At 72.0% G+C, this 23,011-nt stretch carries 22 protein-coding genes and 1 riboswitch; of the genes, 16 read left to right on the top strand and 6 right to left on the bottom strand.

Features of this window, described 5'->3' with window-relative positions:
* Positions 1-96 precede the first annotated feature (96 nt).
* The gene (locus ACQP17_RS24270) at positions 97-1,035 is read left to right on the top strand and encodes a beta-ketoacyl-ACP synthase III (RefSeq protein ID WP_433858169.1); all 939 of its coding nucleotides are present in this window, start codon (positions 97-99) and stop codon (positions 1,033-1,035) included.
* A gap of 19 nt (positions 1,036-1,054) precedes the next feature.
* Here ACQP17_RS24270 and ACQP17_RS24265 read toward each other — a convergent pair whose 3' ends face one another.
* Positions 1,055-1,288: a hypothetical protein gene (locus tag ACQP17_RS24265; RefSeq protein ID WP_433858168.1), complete on the bottom strand. Its 234-nt coding sequence runs from the start codon at positions 1,286-1,288 to the stop codon at positions 1,055-1,057.
* 81 nt (positions 1,289-1,369) lie between these two features.
* Positions 1,370-2,296, bottom strand: coding sequence for a glutaminase (locus ACQP17_RS24260; RefSeq protein ID WP_364877302.1), 927 nt, complete (start codon positions 2,294-2,296; stop codon positions 1,370-1,372).
* Between the two features lie 220 nt (positions 2,297-2,516).
* Here ACQP17_RS24260 and ACQP17_RS24255 point away from each other — a divergent pair, with 220 nt between their 5' ends.
* The 3 genes from ACQP17_RS24255 (at position 2,517) to ACQP17_RS24245 (ending at position 4,516) form a co-directional block, all read left to right on the top strand.
* Positions 2,517-2,750 carry a hypothetical protein gene (locus tag ACQP17_RS24255; protein WP_364877300.1) on the top strand — a complete coding sequence of 78 codons (234 nt, stop codon included), beginning with the start codon at positions 2,517-2,519 and terminating at the stop codon, positions 2,748-2,750.
* A gap of 175 nt (positions 2,751-2,925) precedes the next feature.
* Positions 2,926-3,516: an N-acetylmuramoyl-L-alanine amidase gene (locus ACQP17_RS24250; protein ID WP_433858167.1), complete on the top strand. Its 591-nt coding sequence runs from the start codon at positions 2,926-2,928 to the stop codon at positions 3,514-3,516.
* A 46-nt stretch (positions 3,517-3,562) separates the two neighbouring features.
* Positions 3,563-4,516, top strand: a complete 954-nt coding sequence (locus ACQP17_RS24245; protein WP_433858166.1) for a 1-aminocyclopropane-1-carboxylate deaminase/D-cysteine desulfhydrase — start codon at positions 3,563-3,565, stop codon at positions 4,514-4,516.
* Here ACQP17_RS24245 and ACQP17_RS24240 read toward each other — a convergent pair.
* Positions 4,513-6,111: a Na+/H+ antiporter gene (locus ACQP17_RS24240; protein ID WP_433858165.1), complete on the bottom strand. Its 1,599-nt coding sequence runs from the start codon at positions 6,109-6,111 to the stop codon at positions 4,513-4,515. The genes ACQP17_RS24245 and ACQP17_RS24240 overlap by 4 nt on opposite strands.
* A gap of 59 nt (positions 6,112-6,170) precedes the next feature.
* On the opposite strand from ACQP17_RS24240, the gene ACQP17_RS24235 reads away from it, so the two are divergent.
* From ACQP17_RS24235 to ACQP17_RS24220, 4 genes are all read left to right on the top strand, one after another.
* The gene (locus ACQP17_RS24235) at positions 6,171-6,431 is read left to right on the top strand and encodes a UBP-type zinc finger domain-containing protein (RefSeq protein WP_129244515.1); all 261 of its coding nucleotides are present in this window, start codon (positions 6,171-6,173) and stop codon (positions 6,429-6,431) included.
* 31 nt (positions 6,432-6,462) lie between these two features.
* Positions 6,463-6,951, top strand: coding sequence for an N-acetyltransferase family protein (locus tag ACQP17_RS24230; RefSeq protein ID WP_433858164.1), 489 nt, complete (start codon positions 6,463-6,465; stop codon positions 6,949-6,951).
* Positions 6,952-7,243: 292 nt separating this feature from the next.
* Positions 7,244-7,657: an anti-sigma regulatory factor gene (locus ACQP17_RS24225; RefSeq protein ID WP_006603191.1), complete on the top strand. Its 414-nt coding sequence runs from the start codon at positions 7,244-7,246 to the stop codon at positions 7,655-7,657.
* A gap of 43 nt (positions 7,658-7,700) precedes the next feature.
* A complete protein-coding gene (locus tag ACQP17_RS24220; RefSeq protein WP_364883656.1) occupies positions 7,701-8,660 on the top strand; it encodes an RNA polymerase sigma factor SigF in 960 nt (319 codons plus the stop codon).
* A gap of 102 nt (positions 8,661-8,762) precedes the next feature.
* On the opposite strand, the gene ACQP17_RS24215 is transcribed toward ACQP17_RS24220, so the two are convergent.
* A complete protein-coding gene (locus ACQP17_RS24215) occupies positions 8,763-9,224 on the bottom strand; it encodes a hypothetical protein (protein ID WP_433858163.1) in 462 nt (153 codons plus the stop codon).
* A 96-nt stretch (positions 9,225-9,320) separates the two neighbouring features.
* On the opposite strand from ACQP17_RS24215, the gene ACQP17_RS24210 reads away from it, so the two are divergent.
* Together ACQP17_RS24210 and ACQP17_RS24205 are read left to right on the top strand one after the other, a co-directional pair.
* Positions 9,321-10,304 (top strand): diacylglycerol/lipid kinase family protein, encoded by a 984-nt coding sequence (locus tag ACQP17_RS24210; RefSeq protein ID WP_433858162.1) that lies wholly within the window; start codon positions 9,321-9,323, stop codon positions 10,302-10,304.
* 321 nt (positions 10,305-10,625) lie between these two features.
* Positions 10,626-10,883: a WhiB family transcriptional regulator gene (locus tag ACQP17_RS24205; RefSeq protein WP_003983230.1), complete on the top strand. Its 258-nt coding sequence runs from the start codon at positions 10,626-10,628 to the stop codon at positions 10,881-10,883.
* A gap of 175 nt (positions 10,884-11,058) precedes the next feature.
* Here the strand turns inward: ACQP17_RS24205 and ACQP17_RS24200 are convergent, their stop codons facing one another.
* Positions 11,059-12,531 carry a sensor histidine kinase gene (locus tag ACQP17_RS24200; RefSeq protein WP_433858161.1) on the bottom strand — a complete coding sequence of 491 codons (1,473 nt, stop codon included), beginning with the start codon at positions 12,529-12,531 and terminating at the stop codon, positions 11,059-11,061.
* 614 nt (positions 12,532-13,145) lie between these two features.
* Here ACQP17_RS24200 and ACQP17_RS24195 point away from each other — a divergent pair.
* A complete protein-coding gene (locus tag ACQP17_RS24195) occupies positions 13,146-13,928 on the top strand; it encodes a glucosamine-6-phosphate deaminase (RefSeq protein ID WP_433858160.1) in 783 nt (260 codons plus the stop codon).
* 27 nt (positions 13,929-13,955) lie between these two features.
* On the opposite strand, the gene ACQP17_RS24190 is transcribed toward ACQP17_RS24195, so the two are convergent.
* Positions 13,956-15,509: a glycoside hydrolase family 3 protein gene (locus ACQP17_RS24190; protein ID WP_433858159.1), complete on the bottom strand. Its 1,554-nt coding sequence runs from the start codon at positions 15,507-15,509 to the stop codon at positions 13,956-13,958.
* Between the two features lie 382 nt (positions 15,510-15,891).
* Between ACQP17_RS24190 and ACQP17_RS24185 the strand changes: the two genes are divergently transcribed.
* The 5 genes from ACQP17_RS24185 (at position 15,892) to ACQP17_RS24165 (ending at position 22,878) form a co-directional block, all read left to right on the top strand.
* A complete protein-coding gene (locus tag ACQP17_RS24185; protein ID WP_433859996.1) occupies positions 15,892-16,647 on the top strand; it encodes a GntR family transcriptional regulator in 756 nt (251 codons plus the stop codon).
* A gap of 153 nt (positions 16,648-16,800) precedes the next feature.
* Complete coding sequence (locus ACQP17_RS24180) at positions 16,801-17,061, top strand: DUF3311 domain-containing protein (protein ID WP_433858158.1); 261 nt, start codon at positions 16,801-16,803, stop codon at positions 17,059-17,061.
* 5 nt (positions 17,062-17,066) lie between these two features.
* On the top strand, positions 17,067-18,746 hold the full coding sequence (gene mctP / locus ACQP17_RS24175) for a monocarboxylate uptake permease MctP (RefSeq protein ID WP_433859995.1): 1,680 nt from the start codon (positions 17,067-17,069) through the stop codon (positions 18,744-18,746).
* Between the two features lie 351 nt (positions 18,747-19,097).
* Positions 19,098-19,188: riboswitch (cobalamin riboswitch) on the top strand.
* A gap of 190 nt (positions 19,189-19,378) precedes the next feature.
* Positions 19,379-21,823: a ribonucleoside-diphosphate reductase subunit alpha gene (locus tag ACQP17_RS24170; RefSeq protein ID WP_433858157.1), complete on the top strand. Its 2,445-nt coding sequence runs from the start codon at positions 19,379-19,381 to the stop codon at positions 21,821-21,823.
* Positions 21,823-22,878 carry a ribonucleotide-diphosphate reductase subunit beta gene (locus ACQP17_RS24165; RefSeq protein WP_433858156.1) on the top strand — a complete coding sequence of 352 codons (1,056 nt, stop codon included), beginning with the start codon at positions 21,823-21,825 and terminating at the stop codon, positions 22,876-22,878. Before ACQP17_RS24170 ends, ACQP17_RS24165 begins: the two co-directional genes overlap by 1 nt.
* Positions 22,879-23,011: the final 133 nt, after the last annotated feature.

Genomic DNA, 23,011 nt, shown 5'->3' with positions numbered 1-23,011 from the left:
AGTTCTGATGGCGGAACCTTGGCAGTTCACGCAGCCACCGGCCGGGGGCGAGGGGTGAGACTGGTGACATACCGCCCACGACGTACAGGGGAACTCATGACCGGGTCACGCATCCTGGCCCTCGGCCATTACCAGCCCTCCCGCGTGCTCACCAACGAGGACCTGGCACGGATCGTCGACACCGACGACGCCTGGATCCGCAGCCGGGTCGGTATCCGCACCCGCCATGTCGCCGCCCCGGACGAGACCGTGGACTCGATGGCGGCCGCCGCCGCGGCCAAGGCGCTGGCCGCGAGCGGACTGGCCCCCGAGGACATCGACCTGGTGCTGGTCGCCACCTGCACGGCCGCCGACCGCAGCCCCAACGCCGCCGCCCGGGTCGCCGCCCGGCTCGGCCTCGGCGCCCCGGCCACGATGGACCTCAACGTCGTCTGCTCCGGCTTCACCCACGCGCTGGCCACCGCCGACCACGCCATCCGCGCCGGTTCCACGACGAACGCGCTGGTGATCGGCGCGGAGAAGTTCACCGACGTCGTCGACTGGACCGACCGCTCGACGTGTGTGCTGGTCGGCGACGGGGCGGGCGCCGCCGTGGTGAGCGCCGCGCCCGAGCCGCGGATCGGGCCGGTGCTGTGGGGCTCGGTGCCGCAGATGGGCGGCGCGGTCCGTATCGAGGGCGAGCCGGCCCGGTTCTCCCAGGAGGGCCAGACCGTCTACCGCTGGGCGACCACCCAGCTGCCGGCCATCGCCCGCCAGGTGTGCGAACGCTCCGGCATCACCCCCGCCGACCTCGCCGGGGTGGTGCTCCACCAGGCCAACCTGCGGATCATCGAGCCGGTCGCGGAGCGGCTCGGCGCGGTCAACGCGGTGGTCGCCAAGGACGTCGTCGACTCCGGGAACACCTCCGCGGCCTCGGTGCCGCTGGCGCTGTCCAAGCTGGTCGAACGGCGCGAGATCGCCTCCGGCGACCCGGTGCTGCTGTTCGCCTTCGGCGGCAACCTCTCGTACGCGGGCCAGGTCATCCGCTGCCCCTGACACGCACCTGACCGGGCGGCTAGCCGATGTCCCCCGGGTGCTCGCGCAGGTACAGCGCGCCGCAGGAGTGGCAGAACGGCTCCCCCTGGCGCGTGCCCCAGACCTGGGCCGATTGGGTGGCGGACGCCGGGGGGAGCTCCCGTCCGCACATCGCGGTGGTGCCCTCCAGCCGCACCATGTGCCAGATCTTCACCGGGGTGTCCGCGTGCGGCAGGACGCCCTCCTCGTACTCGGCGCGCATCTCGTGCTCCATGGGCGCTGCACCTCCTTACGCCCACGATGCGCCAGCGGGCCGGGGGCCACAACGCCAGCCGGGCCGCCCGCCCGCGCCGGGTCAGAACACCGACCAGCCGGTGAGCGTAGTGAAGTGGTCCAGCGCCGCGGCGCCCGCCACGGAGTTGCCGCGGGCGTCCAGGCCGGGGCTCCACACGCACAGGGTGCACCGGCCCGGGATCACGGCGATGATGCCGCCGCCGACCCCGCTCTTGGCGGGCAGCCCGACCCGGTAGGCGAACTCCCCGGCCGCGTCGTACGTCCCGCAGGTGAGCATCACCGCGTTGATCCGCTTGGCCTCGCGGGCCTCCAGCAGCCGGCTGCCGTCGGCGCGCAGCCCGTGGCGGGCCAGGAACCCGCCGGCCACGGCCAGGTCCCGGCAGCTCATCTCGATCGAGCACTGCCAGAAGTAGTGCTCGATGACGCTGGGGACCGGGTTCTCCAGGTTGCCGAAGGACGCCATGAAGTGGGCCAGCGCGGCGTTGCGGTCGCCGTGCCCGGCCTCGGAGTCGGCCACCACCTGGTCGAAGGCGAGGTCCGGGTTGCCGCTCTCCTCCCGCAGGAAGTGCAGCATCGAGGTGCTGGCGTCGCCGGTCAGGGTCTGCAGCCGGTCGGTGACCACCAGCGCGCCCGCGTTGATGAACGGGTTGCGCGGGATGCCGTTCTCCGCCTCCAGCTGGACCAGGGAGTTGAACGGCGTGCCCGACGGCTCGCGGCCCACCCGCTTCCAGATGCCGTCCTCACCGTGGCTGCCGGGGCTCTGGGCCATCACCAGCGCCAGCGAGAAGGTCTTGGAGATGGACTGGACGGAGAACGGCACCTCCCAGTCGCCGACGCCGTACACCGCACCGTGGATGTCGGCCACCGCGATCCCGAAACGGTCCGCGGAGACGCGTTCGAGCGCCGGTATGTAGTCGGCGACGCGCCCCTGGCGCACCAGCGGCCGGGCGTAGGCCGCTACCTCTTCGAGAACGGCCTGGTAGTCCATGCGCACACGCTAACCCGCCGTGACCTGCGCCCCCAGGGGAGCCCCCGTGAGTGACACCGCCCCACGGCAGGGGTGCCGCCCGCCCGCGCCGCCCGCGCCGGCTACGCCGGGTGGCTCATCCGTCTCGCGCCCCGTGCCCGTATCGCCGAGCCTGGCACGGGAACCCCACGGCGGTCCGCGCCGTTGATCCCTTACGACACGGACCTCACGGAGGTGGCACATGTCAGGGTTTCTCGACCGCGCCAAGGAGCAGGCACGGCAGGGGCTGGAGGCAGGCAAGCAGAAGGTCGACGAGGTCCAGCAGCAACGGGCCGGCAACGACCTGCTGAAGAGACTCGGCACCGCGTACTTCGCCGAACGGCGGGGCAGCGGCTCACCCGAGGCGACCCAGGACGCCCTCAACGCCCTGGAAGCGCACGTCAACGCCCACGGCGACGCCTTTCTGCACGGATAGCCGGACCGGGGCGGGTACGGCCCGAGGCGGCGGGCGGGGCCGGAATCGCTCGCTCATCCTCCGAACGGCCGGCCCGCTTTTGTCCGTTCCCCTCCCGCGGCGCGGCCTTGTCCCGTACAAGCGAGACAGGAGGCGGTGCGCGTCGGCGGCCGCCGTGTCCGCAACGGAGTGGGACATGTCCCAACCACTGTCCGCCGCCCGGTTCCGCCAGGCGCTCACCGCCGAGGGCCTGCGGCTCGCCGAGGTCACCGGCTGGGAGACGCACAACCGCAACAGCAAGGGGCCCTGGGGCCCGGTGCACGGGGTGATGGTGCATCACACCGGCACGTCCGGCGCCGACAGCACCGTCCAGCTCTGCTGGGACGGCCGCCCGGACCTGCCGGGGCCGCTGTGCCACGGCGTGATCACCAAGGACGGCACGGTGCATCTGGTCGGCTACGGCCGCGCCAATCACGCCGGCCTCGGCGACGGCGACGTCCTGCGCGCGGTGATCGCCGAGAAGCGGCTGCCGCCGGACGACGAGGCCGACACCGACGGCAACCCCTGCTTCTACGGCTTCGAGTGCGAGAACCTCGGCGACGGCAAGGACCCCTGGCCACCGGCGCAGCTGGAGGCCGTGGAGAAGGCCGCCGCGGCGCTGTGCCGGGCGCACGGCTGGACCGAGCGCTCGGTGATCGGGCATCTGGAGTGGCAGCCCGGCAAGATCGACCCGCGCGGCTACACCATGGACTGGCTGCGCGAGCGGATCGGCGACCGGCTGAAATGAGCACGCCGCGGTACGGGACCGGCCCGCCGCGCCGGCACCGGCGACAATGGGCCGGGTGACCCGCACCGTCCCCGGCCCGCAGCCGGACCCCCACACCCTGCGCCCGCGCCTGCCCTCGCCCGTCCAGGAGCTCACCGACGGGCCGTTCGCGCGCCGCGGGGTGCGGCTGCTGCTCAAGCGGGACGACCTGATCCACCCGGACCTGCCGGGCAACAAGTGGCGGAAGCTGGAGCCGAATCTGCGGGCCGCCGCCGCGGCCGGCGACCGCGCGCTGCTGACCTTCGGCGGCGCCTACTCCAACCACCTGCGGGCCACCGCCGCGGCCGGCCGGCTGCTGGGCTTCACCACCATCGGCGTGGTCCGCGGCGACGAGCTGGCCGGGCGGCCGCTCAATCCGTCGCTGGCCCGCTGCGCCGCCGACGGGATGCGGCTGCACTTCCTGGACCGGACCCGCTACCGCCGCGCCGGCGACCCGGACGTCCTCGCCGCCCTGCACGACCGCTTCGGCGCGTTCCGCGTGATACCCGAGGGCGGCAGCAACGCGCTCGCCGCCCGGGGCTGCACGCGGCTGGGCCGGGAGCTGCACGGGGTGGCGGACACGGTCGCGGTGGCCTGCGGCACCGGCGGCACCCTGGCCGGGCTCGCCGCCGGGCTGGGCCCGCGGCAGCGCGCCCTGGGCTTCCCCGTCCTCAAGGGCGGCCGCCCGCACTTCCTCCAGCAGGCGATCGGGACGCTGCAGACCGCCGCGTTCGGCGGCCCGCGCGGCGCCTGGCGGCTGGAGGACCGCTTCCACTGCGGCGGCTACGCCCGCAGCACCCCCGAGCTGGACGCGTTCGCGGACGCCTTCGAGGACCGGCACGGGCTGCCGCTGGAGCGGCTCTACGTCGCCAAGCTGCTGTACGGGCTGACGACGCTGGCCCGCGAGGGCGCCTTCGCCCCCGGCAGCACGGTCGCCGCCGTGATCACCGGCACACCCGGCACACCCGGCCCCGCCGCCTAGGACGCCACCTCCCGGTAGGCCGTCGCCTCCTCCAGGTCCAGCCGGCGCAGCAGGGTGCGCAGCATCTCGTCGTCGATCCGCCGGGCGTCCCGCAGCTGGACGAAGACCTGCCGTTCGGTGGCGATCATCTCGCGGGCCAGCCGCCGGTAGGTCTCGTCGGCGGACTCCCCGGTCTCCTCGTTGACCGCGCCGAGCCGCTCCCAGACGGAGTTGCGGCGCCGTTCCATGATCGTGCGCAGCCGGTCGGCGAGCGGCCCGGGCAGGGCGTTGCGGTCGTCCCGCAGCAGCTCCGCCAGCCGCTCCTCGGCGGCCCGCGAGGCCTCGTTCTGCGCCTGCGCCTCGGCCAGCGTCTGGGCCTGGGTGTCCCGGCCGGGCAGCTTCAGCAGGCGGATCAGCGGCGGCAGCGTCAGCCCCTGGACGACGAGGGTGGCGATGACGGTGGTGAAGGCCAGGAAGAGCACGAGGTTGCGGGCCGGGAAGGCGGCCGAGCCGTGCCCCTCCGGGATGGAGAACGCGATGGCCAGCGACACCACCCCGCGCATCCCGGCCCAGCCGATGATGACCGGTGAGGTCCAGTTGACCCCCGGTTCGCGGGCGCGGATCCGGGCCGACAGGACGCGCGGCAGATAGGTGCCCGGAAAGACCCACACGAAGCGCGCCAGGACCACGATCAGGAACAGCACCACCGCGTACCCCAGGGCCTGCGGCCCGCCGAACCGTCCCAGGCCGCGCAGCACCACCGGCAGCTGGAGCCCGATCAGCGCGAAGACGGCGGACTCCAGGATGAAGGAGACCACCTTCCACACCGCCTCCTCCTGGAGCCGGGTCTCGAAGTCGACCTGCCAGGACCGGTGGCCCAGGTAGAGGCCGACCACGACCACGGCCAGCACCCCGGAGGCCCCGAACTGCTCGGCCGTCGCGTAGGCGACGAACGGGATGAGCAGCGAGAGGGTGTTCTCCAGCAGCGCCGATTCGCACAGCCGCACCCGCAGCCAGTGCAGCGGCACCATCAGCACGACACCGATGCCGATGCCGCCCAGGGACGCGACGGCGAACTCCCTGACGCCCTCCCCCCAGGTGGTGGCCGCACCGAGAGCGGCGGCCAGCGCGACCTTGTACGCGGTGATCGCGGTGGCGTCGTTGACCAGCGACTCGCCCTGGAGAATCGTGGTGATCCGGTGCGGCAGCCCGAGCCGGCGGGCGATGGCGGTGGCCGCGACGGCGTCCGGCGGGGCGATCACCGCGCCCAGGACGAGCGCGGCGGTCAGCGGCAGGTCCGGGATGACGAGGTAGGCCGCATAGCCCACCGCCACCGTGGCGAACAGGACGTAGCCGACCGACAGCAGCGCCACCGGCCGCAGATTGGCCCGCAGGTCCAGATACGAGCTGTCCAGCGCCGCGGTGTGCAGCAGGGGCGGCAGCACCAGCGGCAGCACGATGTGCGGATCGAGGGTGTAGTCGGGCAGGCCGGGGACGGTGGAGGCCGCGAGCCCCGCGGCGACCAGCAGCAGCGGCGCGGGGACGGGCGTGCGGCGCGCCAGTCCGGCGACCGCCGCGCTCCCCGCGACCAGCAACAACAGCGGCATGACAGCCATCGGTCCCGTCCCGTCCCCGTGTCCTGTGCCGGCCGGCCCGGCGATCTAACCTGGCCATCATGAGCGAGTGCACGCACGTTCCCGGACTGCCGCGCGCCGAGCCGGCCCCGCTGAGCGCCACCTGCCTGGAGTGCCTGGCCGTCGGCAGTCACCCCGTACAGCTGCGGCTGTGCCTGGTCTGCGGCCATGTCGGCTGCTGCGATTCGTCGCCGTTCCGGCACGCCACCGGGCACTTCGAGGAGACCGGCCATCCCGTGATGCGGACCTTCGAGCCGGGTGACTCCTGGCGCTGGTGCTTCGTCGACCAGCAGCTGGTGTGAAGGCCGGGCGGGGTCGGTTTAGCCTTCGGACATGATCCGCCGAGCGACCCCCGACGACGTCCCCGTCCTCCTGGCCATGATCGGCGAGCTGGCCGCGTACGAGCGCGAGCCGCAGGCCGCCCGGGCCACCGGGCCGCAGCTCCAGGAGGCCCTCTTCGGCCCGCAGCCGGCCGCCTTCGCGCTGATCGCGGAGGCCGGCGGCGCCCCGGTCGGCTTCGCCCTGTGGTTCCGGAACTTCTCGACGTGGACGGGCACGCACGGTGTCTACCTGGAGGACCTCTACGTCCGCCCCGAGGCCCGCGGGGGCGGCCACGGCAAGGCACTGCTCGCGGCCCTCGCGGAGATCTGCGTGGCCCGCGGATACGAGCGTTTCGAGTGGTCGGTCCTGGATTGGAATGAACCGTCCATCGGCCTTTACCGGTCGATCGGTGCCCGCCCCATGGACGGATGGACGGTCTTCCGGCTCACTGGGGAGGCACTGCACGACCTCGCGGCCACCGCGCGCGTCAACGGAGCGTAATCGGCATCGATTTGACAGTGCACACCCCTAGCCACTTTCCGTACCCGTCGATTTACAATCAGTGACAGCGGTGGCGTCGGAAGAACCGGGGCCGGATCGCCCCGGGACGGCAGTCGTCCTTCTTCCGGGCGACACCGGCCCGCAGATCGCGATAGCGTCACAGCCGAACCATGCGTCGCGCCTGATCGTTCTCCTTTCACCCGAGGGGAGAAAAGGGGCCGGCGCCCATCCCGAACAACGCGAATATCGCGCATTTCCAGCTCAACCAGCTTGTGCCACCTTGGAGGTGAGGGTGTCCCAGATCGCAGGCGAGCCCGGGACTCAGGACTTCGTGGAAGTCCGTCTGCCCGCTGCGGGTGCCTACCTGTCCGTGCTGCGTACGGCCACGGCCGGTCTCGCAGCCCGCTTGGACTTCACCCTCGACGAGATCGAGGATCTGCGCATCGCGGTCGACGAGGCCTGCGCGATCCTTCTGCAACAGGCCGTCCCCGGCAGTGTGCTGAGCTGCGTCTTCCGTCTGATCGACGACGCGCTCCAGGTCACGGTGTCGGCCCCGACGACCGACGGCCGCGCCCCGGAGCGCGACACCTTCGCCTGGACGGTGCTCTCCGCGCTGGCCGGCAAGGTCGATTCCACCGTCGCCGAGGACCAGACGGTCACCATCAGTCTGTACAAGGAGCGCGGCGCCGGTCCCGGACCGTCATGACCGAACAGGGGGCCCCGTGAAAGATCTCGAACGCGGCGGGCGGATGGCGGCCGGTGCCACCATCCCCGGGCAGCAGGCCCGGCCGCATCCGGTGGGCGTGCCCCACCACGGCGGCCGGTTGAATGCGGCGGAGCAGGCAGAGCGGGCGGACCACATGGAGCAGAGCGAGCAGCCGGGACAGCAGGAGCATCAGCACGACGCCCCGGCCCCCGCACACCAGCCGCGGGATCACCAGCATTCCCAGGAGCCGCACGACCGCAGCGGCGCACGGGCGATGTTCTACGAACTGCGCGGACTGCCCGACGGCTCCCCGCAGCGCGCGGAGCTGCGCAACGCCCTCGTGCGGATGCATCTGCCGCTCGTCGAGCATCTGGCCCGGCGGTTCCGCAACCGCGGGGAGCCGCTGGACGATCTGACCCAGGTCGCCACCATCGGTCTGATCAAATCCGTGGACCGCTTCGACCCGGACCGCGGCGTGGAGTTCTCCACCTACGCCACCCCCACCGTCGTCGGCGAGATCAAACGGCACTTCCGTGACAAGGGCTGGGCGGTCCGCGTCCCGCGCCGCCTCCAGGAGCTGCGGCTGTCGCTGACCACCGCGACCGCCGAGCTGTCCCAGCGGCACGGCCGTGCCCCCACCGTCCACGAGCTGGCCGAGCATCTGGCGATCTCCGAGGAGGAGGTCCTGGAGGGCCTGGAGTCCGCCAACGCGTACAGCACGCTCTCCCTGGACGTCCCGGACACGGACGACGAGTCCCCCGCGGTCGCCGACACCCTCGGCGCCGAGGACGAGGCGTTGGAGGGGGTCGAGTACCGCGAATCCCTCAAGCCGCTGCTGGAGGACCTCCCGCCGCGGGAGAAGAAGATCCTGCTGCTGCGGTTCTTCGGCAACATGACCCAGTCGCAGATCGCCCAGGAGGTCGGCATCTCCCAGATGCACGTCTCCCGGCTCCTGGCCCGCACCCTCGCCCAGCTGCGCGACAAGCTGCTCGTCGAGGAGTGACCGGACCCGGCAAGCGAAGCCGGGCGGCGGGGCGTGAGAACGGAGCAGGGGCGGGATCCCGGTGAGGATCCCGCCCCTTCGTCCGCTTCGGCCCGGGCTCCGTCAGGGAGCTTCCCGCGGCCCGATGCCCAGGGCCTCGGTGGCGGTCGGATTGACCAGCAGGACGAGGACGACCAGCGCGGCCACGGCCAGTGCGATGCCGGCCACGATCAGCGCCCCGCCGCCGTGCACCAACGTCCAGGCCACCGGCAGCGCCACGATCTGGGTGATCAGCGAGGGGCCCCGGCTCCAGCGCCGGCGCAGCCACAGCCCGCGCGCGGCCACCAGCGGCAGCACCGCGAGCGCGAGCACGGTCAGCCCGCCCATCTCCGCCTGCTGCGCGCTGTCCGGCGCACCGGCCAGCCCCATGATCAGCATGTACGCGCCGAGGGCGGCCAGCGCCAGCCCCTCGGCCGCGGTGAGCGCCGCGGCGGCGCTCAGCCGCGCGGGCCGCGGTCCGGCCGGCTCGTGGGCGGCGGGGGCGTCGGCGGCTCGGGACACGGACTGCTTCTGCTGACTGCTCACCCCAGCAGGGTAGCGCCGGCGGGCACCGCCGCCGGGGGTGCCCCGGAGGCGGACAGGGCGTGAGTCGGGTACCAGCAGGTAGGTACGCTGCTCCATATGCGCGCACTCCTCGTGGTCAATCCCGCCGCCACCACCACCAGTGCCCGCACCCGTGAAGTGCTCACCCACGCGCTCGCCAGCGACCTCAAACTGGAGGTCGCAGAGACGCGGTACCGCGGACACGCGCGTGATCTCGCCCGCGAGGCCACCGAGGGCGGGCAGACCGATCTGGTCGTGGCGCTCGGCGGTGACGGCACGGTCAACGAGGTCGTCAACGGCCTCCTGGCGAACGGCCCCGACCCGGACTCCCACCCCCGGCTGGCCGTCGTCCCCGGCGGCTCCACCAATGTCTTCGCCCGCGCCCTGGGGCTGCCCAACGACGTGGTGGAGGCGACCGGCGCCCTGCTGGACGCCCTGCGCGACGGCAGCGAGCGCACCATCGGCCTGGGCCTGGCCGCCGGCACCCCCGGCACCGAGGACGAGGGCGTACCGGAACGCTGGTTCACCTTCTGCGCGGGCTTCGGTTTCGACGCCGGTGTCGTCGGCCGCGTCGAGCAGCAGCGCGAACGCGGCAAGCGTTCGACGCACGCCCTGTACGTGCGACAGGTCGTACGACAGTTCCTGGGCGAGGCGAACCGCCGGCGGGGCGTGATCACCCTCGAACGCCCGGGCGGCACCGAGGGCGCGGCCGAGCTGGTCGAGAACCTCGCGCTGGCCATAATCTGCAACACCGCTCCGTGGTCCTACCTGGGCAATCGGCCGATCTATCCGTCCCCGGACGCCTCGTTCGACACGGCCCTGGATGTGTTCGCACTGAGCAAGCTCTCGCCGGCCGCGGTGGCCCGTTACGCCACCCAGCTACTGGCGTCAACACCCGAGCGCGGGCCCCACGGCAAGCACGCACTCTCACATCACGACCTCACGAACTTCACCTTGCATTCGCAGGTTCCACTGCCCTTCCAGATGGACGGTGACCACCTGGGGCTGCGCACGAGTGTGACGTTCACAGGCGTTCGCCGTGCACTGCGTGTGATTGTGTGAGCAGTAGAGCCCAAAGTCCTTTCACTCGAACGTTTAGACTGGTTTCCACCCCCTGGAATGACGGCTGTGAGCTAGGCGACACCAAGGATTCAAAAAAAAGTTTCCGGAAGGGGTTGTATCCGCAGCCGAGGTTTGCGAGTCTCTTCCTGGCGATCGGGACGGCCGCTTCACCGGCCCCCTTGAGAGCCCGAATCCTCTCCCTCATTCCACAGGACCACACCAGCTCTCCGCTGGAGTTCGGCCCTTCCCTTGCGGGGGGATTCGTGAAAGCGTTCACATTCACAAGCAACGATCCCGTCATCACGAGGAGATGGAGCAGCCATGGACTGGCGTCACCGCGCCGTTTGCCGCGAGGAAGACCCCGAGCTCTTCTTCCCCATCGGCAACACCGGTCCTGCGCTCCTGCAGATCGAGGAAGCCAAGGCCGTCTGCCGCCGCTGCCCCGTCATGGAGCAGTGCCTGCAGTGGGCGCTCGAGTCCGGCCAGGACTCCGGCGTCTGGGGTGGTCTGAGCGAGGACGAGCGCCGCGCGATGAAGCGCCGTGCAGCTCGCAACCGGGCGCGCAACGCCAGCGCCTGAGCCAGTAGCCCCGTGGCCCCCGAGCCGCAGCGCGCAGTACCCCCGACGATGCACTTCCGGAGCTGATCAGCCCGGTTATCGCATCTCAGAGCTTTGAGCCCCGGACCGGATGGGTCCGGGGCTTGCTGCTGTTCGGGGGCGGGTGCGGGCCCGGCGCGCGGGCAACGTGCCGCGCTCAGTGCTGCTTCTCGGCCTCCACGGGTACGTCGAGGACCACCCGGGTACCGCGCTCGGGGGCCGGCACCATGTCGAACGTGCCGCCCAACTCCCCCTCCACCAGGGTCCGTACGATCTGCAGCCCGAGGTTGCCGGCCCGCTGCGGATCGAAGTTCTCGGGCAGGCCGCGGCCGTTGTCCTGGATGGTGACCAGCAGCCGCTGTTCGGTCCGGCTGCCGCCGCGCACCGCGCCCACCTCGACCGTCCCGTGCTCGGCCGGACCGAAGGCGTGCTCCAGGGCGTTCTGCAGGACCTCGGTGAGCACCATCGACAGCGGGGTGGCCACCTCGGCGTCCAGGATGCCGAAGCGTCCGGTGCGGCGGGTGGTCACCTTGCCCGGGGAGATCTCCGCCACCATGGCCAGCACCCGGTCCGCGATCTCGTCGAACTCGACCCGCTCGTCGTGGGTCTGGGACAGCGTCTCGTGCACGATCGCGATCGAACCGACCCTGCGGACGGCCTCGTTGAGCGCCTCGCGGCCCTGTGCGGAATCCATCCGGCGGGACTGGAGCCGCAACAGCGCGGCTACTGTCTGCAAATTGTTCTTCACCCGGTGGTGGATTTCCCGGATGGTGGCGTCCTTGGTGATCAGTTCCCGTTCGCGGCGTCGCAGTTCGGTCACATCGCGCAACAAAACCAGCGAACCGATGTGAGTTCCCTTGGGTTTGAGGGGAATAGCGCGCAATTGGATGACGCCTTCATTTCCCTCCACCTCGAATTCCCGGGGGGCCCAGCCGCTGGCGAGCTTGACCAGTGCCTCGTCCACCGGGCCGCGGGCGGGGGCGAGTTCGGCGGTGGCCCGGCCGAGGTGGTGGCCCACCAGGTCGGCGGCGAGACCGAGGCGGTGGTAGGCGGACAGGGCGTTGGGGCTGGCGTACTGGACGACGCCCTCCCCGTCGAGCCGGATCAGTCCGTCGCCGGCGCGCGGCGAGGCGTCCATGTCGACCTGCTGGCCGGGGAAGGGGAAAGTGCCCGCGGCGATCATCTGGGCCAGGTCGGAGGCGCTCTGGAGGTAGGTCAGCTCCAGGCGGCTGGGGGTGCGCACGGTCAGCAGGTTGGTGTTGCGGGCGATCACCCCGAGTACCCGGCCCTCGCGGCGCACGGGAATGGACTCGACGCGCACCGGCACCTCCTCGCGCCACTCCGGGTCGCCCTCGCGCACGATGCGGCCCTCGTCCAGGGCGGAGTCCAGCATCGGGCGCCGGCCGCGGGGGACGAGATGGCCGACCATGTCGTCCTGGTACGAGGTGGGACCCGTATTGGGCCGCATCTGGGCGACCGAGACATAGCGGGTGCCGTCGAGGGTGGGCACCCACAGCACCAGATCGGCGAAGGAGAGGTCGGAGAGCAGCTGCCACTCCGAGACCAGCAGATGGAGCCACTCGAGGTCGGTGTCGCTCAGAGCGGTGTGCTGGCGTACGAGATCGTTCATGGAGGGCACGTCACGGAGCCTACCGGCGTACGCTGTAGTCGAGGTGTCTGCATGGGCATGGACAAGTGAGAATGGTCTAGTCCAGAATGCGGCAAAGGCCTCCGTTCTCCCCGCACAGGAGAACGGAACGAGGCCGCAGGCGCTCTCTGCCCTGACTGCGCCGAGGCCTCCGATCGACCGGTTCCCGGACGGGACCCGCACCCCTACCGCACACAGGGGTGTCTCCCGCCCGCAAGAGGGAGCCGGCCGATGTCAGCTCCGGGCTGCGGTGCCGGACAGGTTGAGGGTCCTGTCCCGGCGCCGCGGCCCGCGGGTGTTTCCGGGGCCGTTGCCGGATCGGGCGCAACCGCTGCCGGGCCGTCCGCGCACCCCGCCCCGAGAAGGTGCCCTCTCCCCCATCCCGCCGCTCGCGACAGCGAGTTCACCGTCGCGCCGCCGGCCGTCCCGGGCATCGCCCTGCCCCTTCGGTCCGTGCCTCGCCGTGACCCACCTCCACCGGCCCGCGCGTGACCGCAAATCACGGCCCCGGCCCGGCGGCGCCGCCCTGCCCCGGTGACCCCGCTCTGCTAGATTGGTCTATACCACACGAGATTCTCCAGAACGGCAGGCCAAGCGTGGAAGTTGTCATCGTTCCGGATGCCATGGCGGGCGGCGAGCTGATCGCGGAGGCCCTCGCGGCCCTGCTGCGCCGCACGCCCGACGCCCTGCTCGGTGTGGCCACCGGCTCCACCCCGCTGCCCGTCTACGAGGCCCTGGCCGCACGGGTGCGGGCCGGGTCGGTGGACGCCTCACGGGCGCGCATCTGCCAGCTCGACGAGTACGTGGGCCTGCCCGCCGGGCACCCCGAGTCCTACCGTTCGGTGGTGCTGCGCGAGGTGGTCGAGCCGCTCGGTCTCGACGCGGACTCCTTCATGGGGCCCGACGGCACGGCCGAGGACGTGCAGGCCGCCTGCGTGGCGTACGACGCCGCACTGCGCGCGGCAGGCGGGGTGGACCTCCAGTTGCTGGGCATCGGCACCGACGGGCACATCGGCTTCAACGAGCCCTGTTCGTCGCTCGCTTCGCGGACCCGGATCAAGACGCTGACCCGGCAGACCCGCGAGGACAACGCCCGGTTCTTCGACAGTCCCGAGGAGGTGCCGCACCACGTCATCACCCAGGGCATCGGCACCATCCTGGAGGCCCGTCACCTGGTGCTGCTCGCCACCGGAGCGGGCAAGGCCGACGCCGTGGCGCGGGCCGTCGAGGGGCCCCTCACCGCGCTGGTCCCGGCCTCGGCCCTCCAGCTCCACCCGCACGCGACGGTCGTCGTGGACGAGGCCGCCGCCGCGAAGCTGACGCTCGCCGACTACTTCCGCGCCACCTACGCCGCGAAGCCGCACTGGCAGGGCCTCTGACGGTCCCGGGGCTCCCGGGCGGGGCGCTCAGTCCCCGCCGGGGAGGGGGCGACGCCCGGTGAGGACCTCGGCTGCGGCCAGGCCGCAGACGCGGGCGGCGCCGTGGGTGGCGAGGTGCAGTGCGCCCCGGGGCGGGGCCTGCGGGACGCCCATCTCGACGACCACGGTCTCGGGGCGGGCAGCGAGCAAGGCGTCGAGGGCCGCGGCCATCCAGGGGTGGCGGTGCACGTCGCGGACCACGGCGACCGGGCGGCGCCCGGCGGCCGCCGTGAGCAGCCCGTCGAGCAGCGCGGGGGTACCGGCCGCGGTGGCGGACTCCTCGGTGCAGGTGATCGTGGTGGTGCCGGGGAGCTCCCGGGTCAGTTCGGCGGCGACGCCCCAGGGGGTCTCGTCACCCACGGCGATGTTGGCCAGCGGCGTGAAGGCCGCGACGCAGACGGGCCCGGTCAGCGGGGCGAACGGGCCGGCGGCGGTGGCGCGCACGGCGCGCCGGGCGGCGGTCAGGCCGATCCCGGGGGCCGGCGCGGCGCCCCGCCCCGGTCCGGTGCGCCGGGTCCAGCGCGCCAGGGCACGTACCCGTGCCGCGGCGTCGGCCAGCCGCGCTTCGGGCAGTTCGCCGGTCCGCACCGCCCGCACCAGCGCGTCGCGCAGCCGCAGCACGGTGTCCTCGTCCGCCAGGCCGCCGCCCACACAGAGCGCGTCCGCGCCGGCCGCGACGGCCAGCACGCCGCCCCGTTCGAGACCGTAGGCGGCGGAGAGGGCCCGCATCTCCAGCCCGTCGGTGACGATCAGCCCGTCGAAGCCGAGCCCGCCCTCCCCGACGGGGCCGCGCAGCAGACCGCCCAGCGCGGCCGGGCTGAGCGTGGCGGGGCGCTCGGGGTCGAGGGCGGGCAGCAGGAGGTGCGCGCTCATCACGGCGCGGGTGCCGGCGGCGACGGCGGCCCGGAACGGGACCAGTTCGCGTTCCTGGAGGGTGGCCAGGCCGGCGGTGATCCGCGGCAGGTCGTGGTGGGAGTCGACGGCGGTGTCCCCGTGGCCGGGGAAGTGCTTGGTGCAGGCGGCGACGCCGGCGGACTGCAGCCCCTCGACGTAGGCGGCGGTGTGCCGGGCGACCAGCCGCGGATCGTCGCCGAAGGAGCGGACGCCGATGACCGGGTTGGCGGGGTCGGAGTTGACGTCGGCGCAGGGCGCCCAGTTGAGGGTGATCCCGCAGTCGGCCAGCCGCCGGCCGAGTTCCCGGGCGACGTCGCGGGTCAGGGCGGTGTCGTCGACGGCGCCGAGCGCGTGGTTGCCGGGGAAGGAGGAGCCGCCGCGCACTTCGAGGCGGGTGACGTCGCCGCCCTCCTCGTCGAGGGCGACCAGTAGGTCCTCGCGTTCGGCGCGCAACCGGGCGGTGAGGGCGGCGAGTTGCGCGGGGTCGGTGACATTGCGGCCGAAGAGGCCGACCGAGGTCAGGCCCTCACCGAGCCGGCGCAGCAGCCAGTCGGGGGCAGTGGTGCCGGTGAAGCCCGGCTGGAGGACGGCGAGGGCGTCACGGGTGAGGGTGTCGGCGGGGCGTACCGCGCGGATGGGAGGGGTCATGGACTGTGTCATCCCTTCACTGCGCCGGAGGGGGCCGCCGACCGCCTTGCGTGGCGGGAACAGGGGAAGGAGCGGAGCCGGGAGGAAGCGTGGCGGCCTCGGTCCGGCTGCCGGTCCGCCGCGCCCGCACCCGTGCGTCCCCGCATTCTCCCCCCGGGACCCGGTGTGGTCTTTAATGGTTTAGACCAGTTTCGCAGCCTGGCCCAGACCTTTCGGGGTGTCAAGAGGTGTATAAGAGTCGCTGCCAGGTCCGGCACCCGGCCGACATCCAACGGGCCGGGACCGGCGACCGCGCACGGGGAACACTCCCGTGCCACGATGTGAGCCGCTACGTACGGAGGAGCCGGTGACGGCAGCACGACAGGGGTCGGAGAGGCAGGTCATGGAGACGGACGGGGGCGGCACCGCCGACAGCGGCGCACGGACCGCGCGGGTGCCCAAGTACTACCGGCTCAAGAGGCACTTGCTGGACATCACCGAGACCCTGCCGCCCGGCACCCCGGTCCCGCCCGAGCGCACCCTCGCCACGGAGTTCGACACCTCGCGCACCACGGTGCGCCAGGCGCTGCAGGAACTGGTCGTCGAGGGCCGGCTGGAGCGCATCCAGGGCAAGGGCACCTTCGTCGCCAAGCCCAAGGTCTCCCAGGCGCTGCAACTGACTTCCTACACGGAGGACATGCGGGCGCAGGGCCTGGAGCCGGCCTCGCAGCTGCTGGACATCGGGTACGTCACCGCCGACGACCGGCTCGCCGGGCTGCTGGACATCGCCACCGGCGGCCGGGTGCTGCGCATCGAACGGCTCCGGCTGGCCAGCGGTGAGCCGATGGCCATCGAGATCACCCATCTGTCGGCCAAGCGCTTCCCCGCGCTGCGCCGCAACCTCGTCAAGTACACGTCCCTGTACACCGCGCTGGCCGAGGTCTACGACGTCCGGCTGGCCGAGGCCGAGGAGACCATCGAGACCTCCCTGGCCACCCCGCGCGAGGCCGGGCTGCTGGGCACGGACGTCGGACTGCCGATGCTGATGCTCTCCCGGCACTCGCTCGACGCCCAGGGGCAGCCGGTGGAGTGGGTGCGCTCGGTCTACCGCGGCGACCGCTACAAGTTCGTGGCCAATCTGCGCCGCCCCACGGACTGACCGCCGCCCCGCGGGCCGGGCGTCCGGCGGCCGGGCCGGGCGCAAGGTGGATTCTTGATACCGATATGCGGACAGCTAGTGACGCGCGCCACGCCCCTGCCATAGATTTCCAGCCGATCGCACAGGAGACCGCCAGGGGACGGAGCAACGGTCATGACACAGTCAGCTGCACCACCGGATCGCAGACCGGTCGTCACGCCCACGCGGGTGATCGCCGGAGTCTGCCTGCTCGCTCCGTTCGTCGCCATGCTGTGGGTCAGCTCGTACGCGCGGGTCGAGCCGACGCTCATCGGGATCCCGTTCTTCTACTGGTACCAGATGGCCTGGGTGCTGCTCTCGACCGCGCTCACCATGATCGCGTACAAGCTCGTGCAGCGTGAGCAGCGGGCGCGCAAGGGCGGTGGGTCGCAGTGAACCCGATCACGACCGCGCCGCAGGCCGCCACCGTGCTGGCCGGCTCCGCGACCAAGGGCGTCAACGGCGTGGCCCTCGCCGTCTTCGTCTTCTTCTTCCTCGCCGTGACGGTCATGGGCTTCCTGGCCGCCCGCTGGCGCAAGGCCGACGAGTCCGCCAGCCTCGACGAATGGGGGCTGGGCGGCCGCAGCTTCGGCACCTGGGTGACGTGGTTCCTGCTGGGCGGCGACCTCTACACCGCGTACACCTTCGTGGCCGTGCCGGCGGCGATCTACGCGGCGGGCGCGGCGGGCTTCTTCGCCGTGCCGTACACGATCCTGGTCTACCCGCTCATCTTCACCTTCCTGCCGCGCCTGTGGTCGGTCTCGCACAAGCACGGCTACGTCACCACCTCCGACTTCGTGCGCGGCCGCTTCGGCTCCAAGGGCCTGTCGCTGGCCGTGGCGCTCACCGGCATCCTCGCCACGATGCCCTACATCGCGCTCCAGCTGGTCGGCATCCAGGCCGTCCTGGACGTGCTGGGCATCGGCGGCGGCGAGAACACCAACTGGTTCGTCAAGGACCTGCCGCTGCTGATCGCGTTCGCCGTGCTGGCCGCGTACACCTACTCCTCGGGGCTGCGGGCGCCGGCGCTGATCGCGTTCGTCAAGGACGGGCTGATCTATCTCGTCATCACCGTGGCGATCATCTACATCCCGATCAAGCTCGGCGGCTTCGACGCGATCTTCCACTCGGCCGGCAAGGCCCTCTCCCAGCCCGGCGCCGTCCCCGGCAAACCGCGCGGTGAGCTGGTCAGCGGGCCCAACGCCCAGTGGGCGTACGCGACCCTGGCGCTCGGCTCGGCGCTGGCGCTGTTCATGTACCCGCACTCGATCACCGCGACGCTGTCCTCGCGCAGCCGCAACGTGATCCGCCGCAACACCACGATCCTGCCGCTGTACTCCCTGATGCTCGGGCTGCTGGCGCTGCTGGGCTTCATGGCGATCAAGGCCGGCACGGACATCCAGGGCAATCCCCAGCTGGCCATCCCGCAGCTCTTCGAGGACATGTTCCCGAGCTGGTTCACCGGCGTGGCGTTCGCCGCGATCGGCATCGGCGCGCTGGTGCCGGCGGCCATCATGTCGATCGCCGCGGCCAACCTGTTCACCCGCAACGTCTACAAGGACTTCCTCAAGCCGGACGCCACGCCCGCGCAGGAGCACAAGGTCGCCAAGCTGGTCTCGCTGCTGGTGAAGGTCGGCGCGCTGGTCTTCGTCCTGACCATGGACAAGACCGTCGCGATCAACTTCCAGCTGCTGGGCGGGATCTGGATCCTGCAGACCATGCCGTCGCTGGTCGGCGGCCTGTTCACCCGCTGGTTCCACCGCTGGGCGCTGCTGACCGGCTGGGCGGTCGGCATGCTCTACGGCACGCTCGCGGCGTACGGCGTGGCCAGCCCGACCCAGGCGCACTTCGGCGGCTCCAGCAAGGAGATCCCCGGCATCGGTGAGATCGGCTACATCGGTCTGACCGCCTTCGTCCTGAACGTCGTGGTGACGGTCGTGCTGACCTTCGCCCTGAAGGCCGCCAAGGCTCCCGACGGCATCGACGAGACCAGCCCCGCGGACTACACGGCGGACGCCGGGGACCGGGGCGTCGTCGTCGACCTGCCGCCCGCCACGGCGGGCGCGCCGGCCGGCCACTGAGACCGCTCGCCCGCGCACGGCCAAAGGGCCGCCGCGTCCCCCGCCGGGGGGCGCGGCGGCCCTTTCCGCGTCACCCCGTTCGCATCGTCCCCGCGCGCCCGGCACACTGGACGGCGGGCCTTCCGCACGGGCCCGGCAGGGCGCACGGACGGCCGTCAGGCGGCCCCCGCGCGCGGCCTGAAGAGGGCGGCTCCCGGCCCTTCCCGCAGGGGTTCTGAGGGCCCGTCGCGGGCTCCGGCGAGCCGCCGGCGGTGGGCACCCCGCCGGAGTGGTATGACACAGCGACACAAGATGTGGGGGTGCGTGCGGGCGGCAGCACAAGATGTATGCTCGTCCTCGCTGTCGCCGCAGGGGAATCCGGTGGGAATCCGGAACTGTCCCGCAACGGTGCAGGAGCGCGCTTCCACGGCCGGAAATCGGCCCCGTCGCGCGCCCGGAGTCCGAGGACCTGCCGACGGTACGTCCGCACCGCCATGGGTGCGGACGTCGATACGTCCGGGCCCCGAGGGCTGGGCCGGTGGACGCCGCGTGGTGCGCCCGCGCACCCCTGACCGTGTCGGGGTGCCGCATGCCCGCGTGCGCCCGTCGCGCCCCGCCCCGCACGGCCCCCGCCGAGTGAGGGAGAGCATCACGTGACCATCGCGCCAACGGAGCCCGCGTCAGACGCCGAGGTCGTGCCGCCTGCGGTGGCCGTGTCCGCCGGTGCCGACGGCGGTCCGGGCGAGGACGGCCCGGGAGTCGCCCTGCTGCGCACCCTGACCGAGCTGACCGCGGACCTCACCGCGACCGACCCCGGCAAGGTGGCCGCCGCCGCCCTGCGCGGCCGGCACGCGGGCTCGGACGAGGCCGAACTGCGGTCGCTGGCCACCGATGCCGCGGCCGGTCTGATCGGTGACGAGCCGCAGTACTCCAAGCTCGCCGCGCGCCTGCTCACCCTCGCCGTCGCCGAGGAGGCCGCCGGACAGGGCGCCGTCTCGTTCTCCGCCTCCGTCGCGACCGGCCACCGTGAGGGGCTGATCGCCGACGAGACCGCGCAGTTCGTGGCGCGCCACGCGGACCGGCTGGACGCGCTGGTCGAGCGGGCGCTGGCCGACGGCGCCGACGACCGCTTCGGCTACTTCGGGCTGCGCACCCTGCACTCGCGCTACCTGCTGCGCCACCCCACCACCCGTCAGGTCATCGAGACCCCGCAGCACTTCCTGCTCCGGGTGGCCTGCGGCCTGGCGGAGGACCACAGCGAGCGCGCGCTGGACGACGTCGCCGAGCTGTACCGCCTCACCAGCACGCTGTCCTACCTGCCCTCCTCCCCCACCCTCTTCAACTCCGGCACCCGCCACCCGCAGATGTCGTCCTGCTACCTGCTGGACTCCCCGCTGGACGAGCTGGACTCGATCTACGACCGCTACCACCAGGTCGCGCGGCTGTCCAAGCACGCCGGCGGCATCGGGCTGTCGTACTCCCGTATCCGCGCCCGCGGTTCGCTGATCCGCGGCACCAACGGGCACTCCAACGGCATCGTGCCGTTCCTGCGCACCCTGGACGCCTCGGTGGCCGCCGTGAACCAGGGCGGCCGGCGCAAGGGCGCCGCCTGCGTCTACCTGGAGACCTGGCACGCGGACATCGAGGAGTTCCTGGAGCTGCGCGACAACACCGGTGAGGAGGCCCGCCGCACCCACAACCTGAACATCGCCCACTGGATCCCGGACGAGTTCATGCGCCGGGTCGAGGCGGACGCCGACTGGTCGCTGTTCTCGCCCGCGGACGCCCCCGAGCTGGTGGACCTGTGGGGCGCGGAGTTCGACGCCGCCTACCGCAAGGCCGAGGCCGAGGGCCGGGCGGCCAAGCAGATCCCGGCGCGGGTGCTGTACTCCCGGATGATGCGCACCCTGGCGCAGACCGGCAACGGCTGGATGACGTTCAAGGACGCCGCCAACCGCACCGCCAACCAGACCGCCGAGCCCGGCCACGTGGTGCACTCCTCCAACCTGTGCACCGAGATCCTGGAGGTGACGGACGACGGGGAGACCGCGGTCTGCAACCTGGGGTCGGTCAACCTCTCGGCGCACCTGGGCGACGAGACCGCCGGCTGGGAGGAGGCGATGGACTGGGAGCGGCTGGACGCCACGGTCCGCACCGCCGTCACCTTCCTCGACCGCGTGGTGGACATCAACTTCTACCCGACCGAGCAGGCCGGGGCCTCCAACTCCCGCTGGCGCCCGGTGGGGCTGGGCCTGATGGGCCTGCAGGACGTCTTCTTCCGGCTGCGGCTGCCCTTCGACTCGCCCGAGGCGCGGGAGCTGTCCACCCGGATCTCCGAGCGGATCATGCTCGCCGCGTACGAGGCGTCCGCCGACCTCGCCGAGCGGCACAGCCCGCACCCGGCCTGGTCCGCGACCCGCACCGCCCGCGGCGTGCTGCACCCGGACCACTACCCGAACGCCGAGCCGCGCTGGGCCGACCGCTGGGCGGCGCTGCGCACCCGGATCGCGTCGACCGGTATGCGCAACTCGCTGCTGCTGGCGATCGCGCCGACCGCGACCATCGCCTCCATCGCGGGCGTGTACGAGTGCATCGAGCCGCAGGTCTCCAACCTCTTCAAGCGCGAGACGCTCTCCGGGGAGTTCCTCCAGGTCAACGCCTACCTCATCGAGGAGCTCAAGGCGCTGGGGCTGTGGGACGCACGGACCCGCGACGCGCTGCGCGAGGCCAACGGCTCGGTGCAGGACGTCACCTGGATCCCCGAGGAGGTCCGGGCGCTGTACCGCACCGCCTGGGAGATCCCGCAGCGCTCGCTGATCGACATGGCCGCGGCCCGTACGCCGTACCTCGACCAGAGCCAGTCGCTGAACCTCTTCATGGCGTCGCCGACCATCGGCAAGCTCAGCTCGATGTACGCCTACGCCTGGAAGCGCGGCATCAAGACGACGTACTACCTGCGTTCGCGGCCGGCGACCCGGATCGCCCAGTCCGCCCGCGGCGGCGCCGCCGCGACCGCGCCCGTGCCGCAGCAGGCCACCGACCCCGAGGCCGTCGCCTGCTCCCTGGAAAACCCCGAGTCCTGCGAGGCCTGCCAGTAATGACCACCGCACCCGAGAAGAACGCCTCCGCGGCCCACACCACCACCACCGGCACCAAGAACCTCCTGGACCCGGGCTTCGAGCTGACGCTGCGCCCCATGCGGTACCCGGATTTCTACGACCGCTACCGCGACGCGATCAAGAACACCTGGACCGTGGAGGAGGTCGACCTCCACTCCGACGTCGCCGACCTCGCCAAGCTCTCGCCGGGCGAGCAGCACATGATCGGCCGGCTGGTCGCGTTCTTCGCGACCGGCGACTCGATCGTCTCCAACAACCTGGTGCTGACGCTCTACAAGCACATCAACTCCCCCGAGGCGCGGCTGTACCTGAGCCGTCAGCTCTTCGAGGAGGCCGTGCACGTCCAGTTCTACCTGACGCTGCTGGACACCTACCTCCCCGACCCGGACGACCGCGCCGCCGCCTTCGCGGCCGTGGAGAACATCCCGTCCATCCGGGAGAAGGCCCAGTTCTGCTTCACGTGGATGGACTCGGTCGAGAAGATCGACCGGCTGGAGTCCAAGGCCGACCGGCGCCGCTTCCTGCTGAACCTGATCTGCTTCGCGGCGTGCATCGAGGGCCTGTTCTTCTACGGCGCCTTCGCCTACGTGTACTGGTTCCGCTCGCGGGGCCTGCTGCACGGGCTGGCCACCGGCACCAACTGGGTCTTCCGCGACGAGTCCATGCACATGGAGTTCGCGTTCTCGGTGGTGGACACCGTCCGCGAGGAGGAGCCCGACCTCTTCGACGACGCGCTGGAGCAGCAGGTCACCGACATGCTGAAGGAAGCCGTCGAGGCGGAGCTGCAGTTCGGCCGCGACCTGTGCGGTGAGGGCCTGCCGGGCATGAACACCGCGTCGATGCGCGAGTACCTCCAGTGCGTCGCCGACCAGCGGCTGCAGCGGCTGGGCTTCGCGCCGGTCTTCGGCTCGGAGAACCCGTTCTCCTTCATGGAGCTGCAGAACGTCCAGGAGCTGACCAACTTCTTCGAGCGCCGCGCCTCGGCCTACCAGGTCGCGGTCGAGGGCTCGGTCTCCTTCGACGACGACTTCTAGCAGCACCTCCAAAAGACGCCCTCCGGACGACCGCTCCCGACAGCGGTGTCCGGAGGGCGAATTCTTTAAGACGTGCCATGACGCCTCTTCGCCCCGCCCCCGCGCCTTGTGTGAGCGTTCTGTTACCTCGGCA

Source organism: Streptomyces kronopolitis, assembly GCF_050953795.1.
GTDB lineage: Bacteria > Actinomycetota > Actinomycetes > Streptomycetales > Streptomycetaceae > Streptomyces > Streptomyces kronopolitis_A.
The sequence above is the reverse complement of the archived record's forward strand: the minus strand, read 5'-3'. Positions and strand labels throughout refer to the sequence as shown.

Excerpts from the sequence above, each read along its gene's own strand:
- ACQP17_RS24270 (WP_433858169.1), top strand. The coding sequence starts at position 97 with ATGACCGGGTCACGCATCCTGGCCCTCGGCCATTACCAGCCCTCCCGC.
- ACQP17_RS24265 (WP_433858168.1), bottom strand. The coding sequence starts at position 1,288 with ATGGAGCACGAGATGCGCGCCGAGTACGAGGAGGGCGTCCTGCCGCAC.
- ACQP17_RS24260 (WP_364877302.1), bottom strand. The coding sequence starts at position 2,296 with ATGGACTACCAGGCCGTTCTCGAAGAGGTAGCGGCCTACGCCCGGCCG.
- ACQP17_RS24255 (WP_364877300.1), top strand. The coding sequence starts at position 2,517 with ATGTCAGGGTTTCTCGACCGCGCCAAGGAGCAGGCACGGCAGGGGCTG.
- ACQP17_RS24250 (WP_433858167.1), top strand. The coding sequence starts at position 2,926 with ATGTCCCAACCACTGTCCGCCGCCCGGTTCCGCCAGGCGCTCACCGCC.
- ACQP17_RS24245 (WP_433858166.1), top strand. The coding sequence starts at position 3,563 with ATGGGCCGGGTGACCCGCACCGTCCCCGGCCCGCAGCCGGACCCCCAC.
- ACQP17_RS24240 (WP_433858165.1), bottom strand. The coding sequence starts at position 6,111 with ATGGCTGTCATGCCGCTGTTGTTGCTGGTCGCGGGGAGCGCGGCGGTC.
- ACQP17_RS24235 (WP_129244515.1), top strand. The coding sequence starts at position 6,171 with ATGAGCGAGTGCACGCACGTTCCCGGACTGCCGCGCGCCGAGCCGGCC.
- ACQP17_RS24230 (WP_433858164.1), top strand. The coding sequence starts at position 6,463 with ATGATCCGCCGAGCGACCCCCGACGACGTCCCCGTCCTCCTGGCCATG.
- ACQP17_RS24220 (WP_364883656.1), top strand. The coding sequence starts at position 7,701 with ATGGCGGCCGGTGCCACCATCCCCGGGCAGCAGGCCCGGCCGCATCCG.
- ACQP17_RS24210 (WP_433858162.1), top strand. The coding sequence starts at position 9,321 with ATGCGCGCACTCCTCGTGGTCAATCCCGCCGCCACCACCACCAGTGCC.
- ACQP17_RS24205 (WP_003983230.1), top strand. The coding sequence starts at position 10,626 with ATGGACTGGCGTCACCGCGCCGTTTGCCGCGAGGAAGACCCCGAGCTC.
- ACQP17_RS24200 (WP_433858161.1), bottom strand. The coding sequence starts at position 12,531 with ATGAACGATCTCGTACGCCAGCACACCGCTCTGAGCGACACCGACCTC.
- ACQP17_RS24190 (WP_433858159.1), bottom strand. The coding sequence starts at position 15,509 with ATGACCCCTCCCATCCGCGCGGTACGCCCCGCCGACACCCTCACCCGT.
- ACQP17_RS24185 (WP_433859996.1), top strand. The coding sequence starts at position 15,892 with ATGGAGACGGACGGGGGCGGCACCGCCGACAGCGGCGCACGGACCGCG.
- ACQP17_RS24180 (WP_433858158.1), top strand. The coding sequence starts at position 16,801 with ATGACACAGTCAGCTGCACCACCGGATCGCAGACCGGTCGTCACGCCC.
- ACQP17_RS24165 (WP_433858156.1), top strand. The coding sequence starts at position 21,823 with ATGACCACCGCACCCGAGAAGAACGCCTCCGCGGCCCACACCACCACC.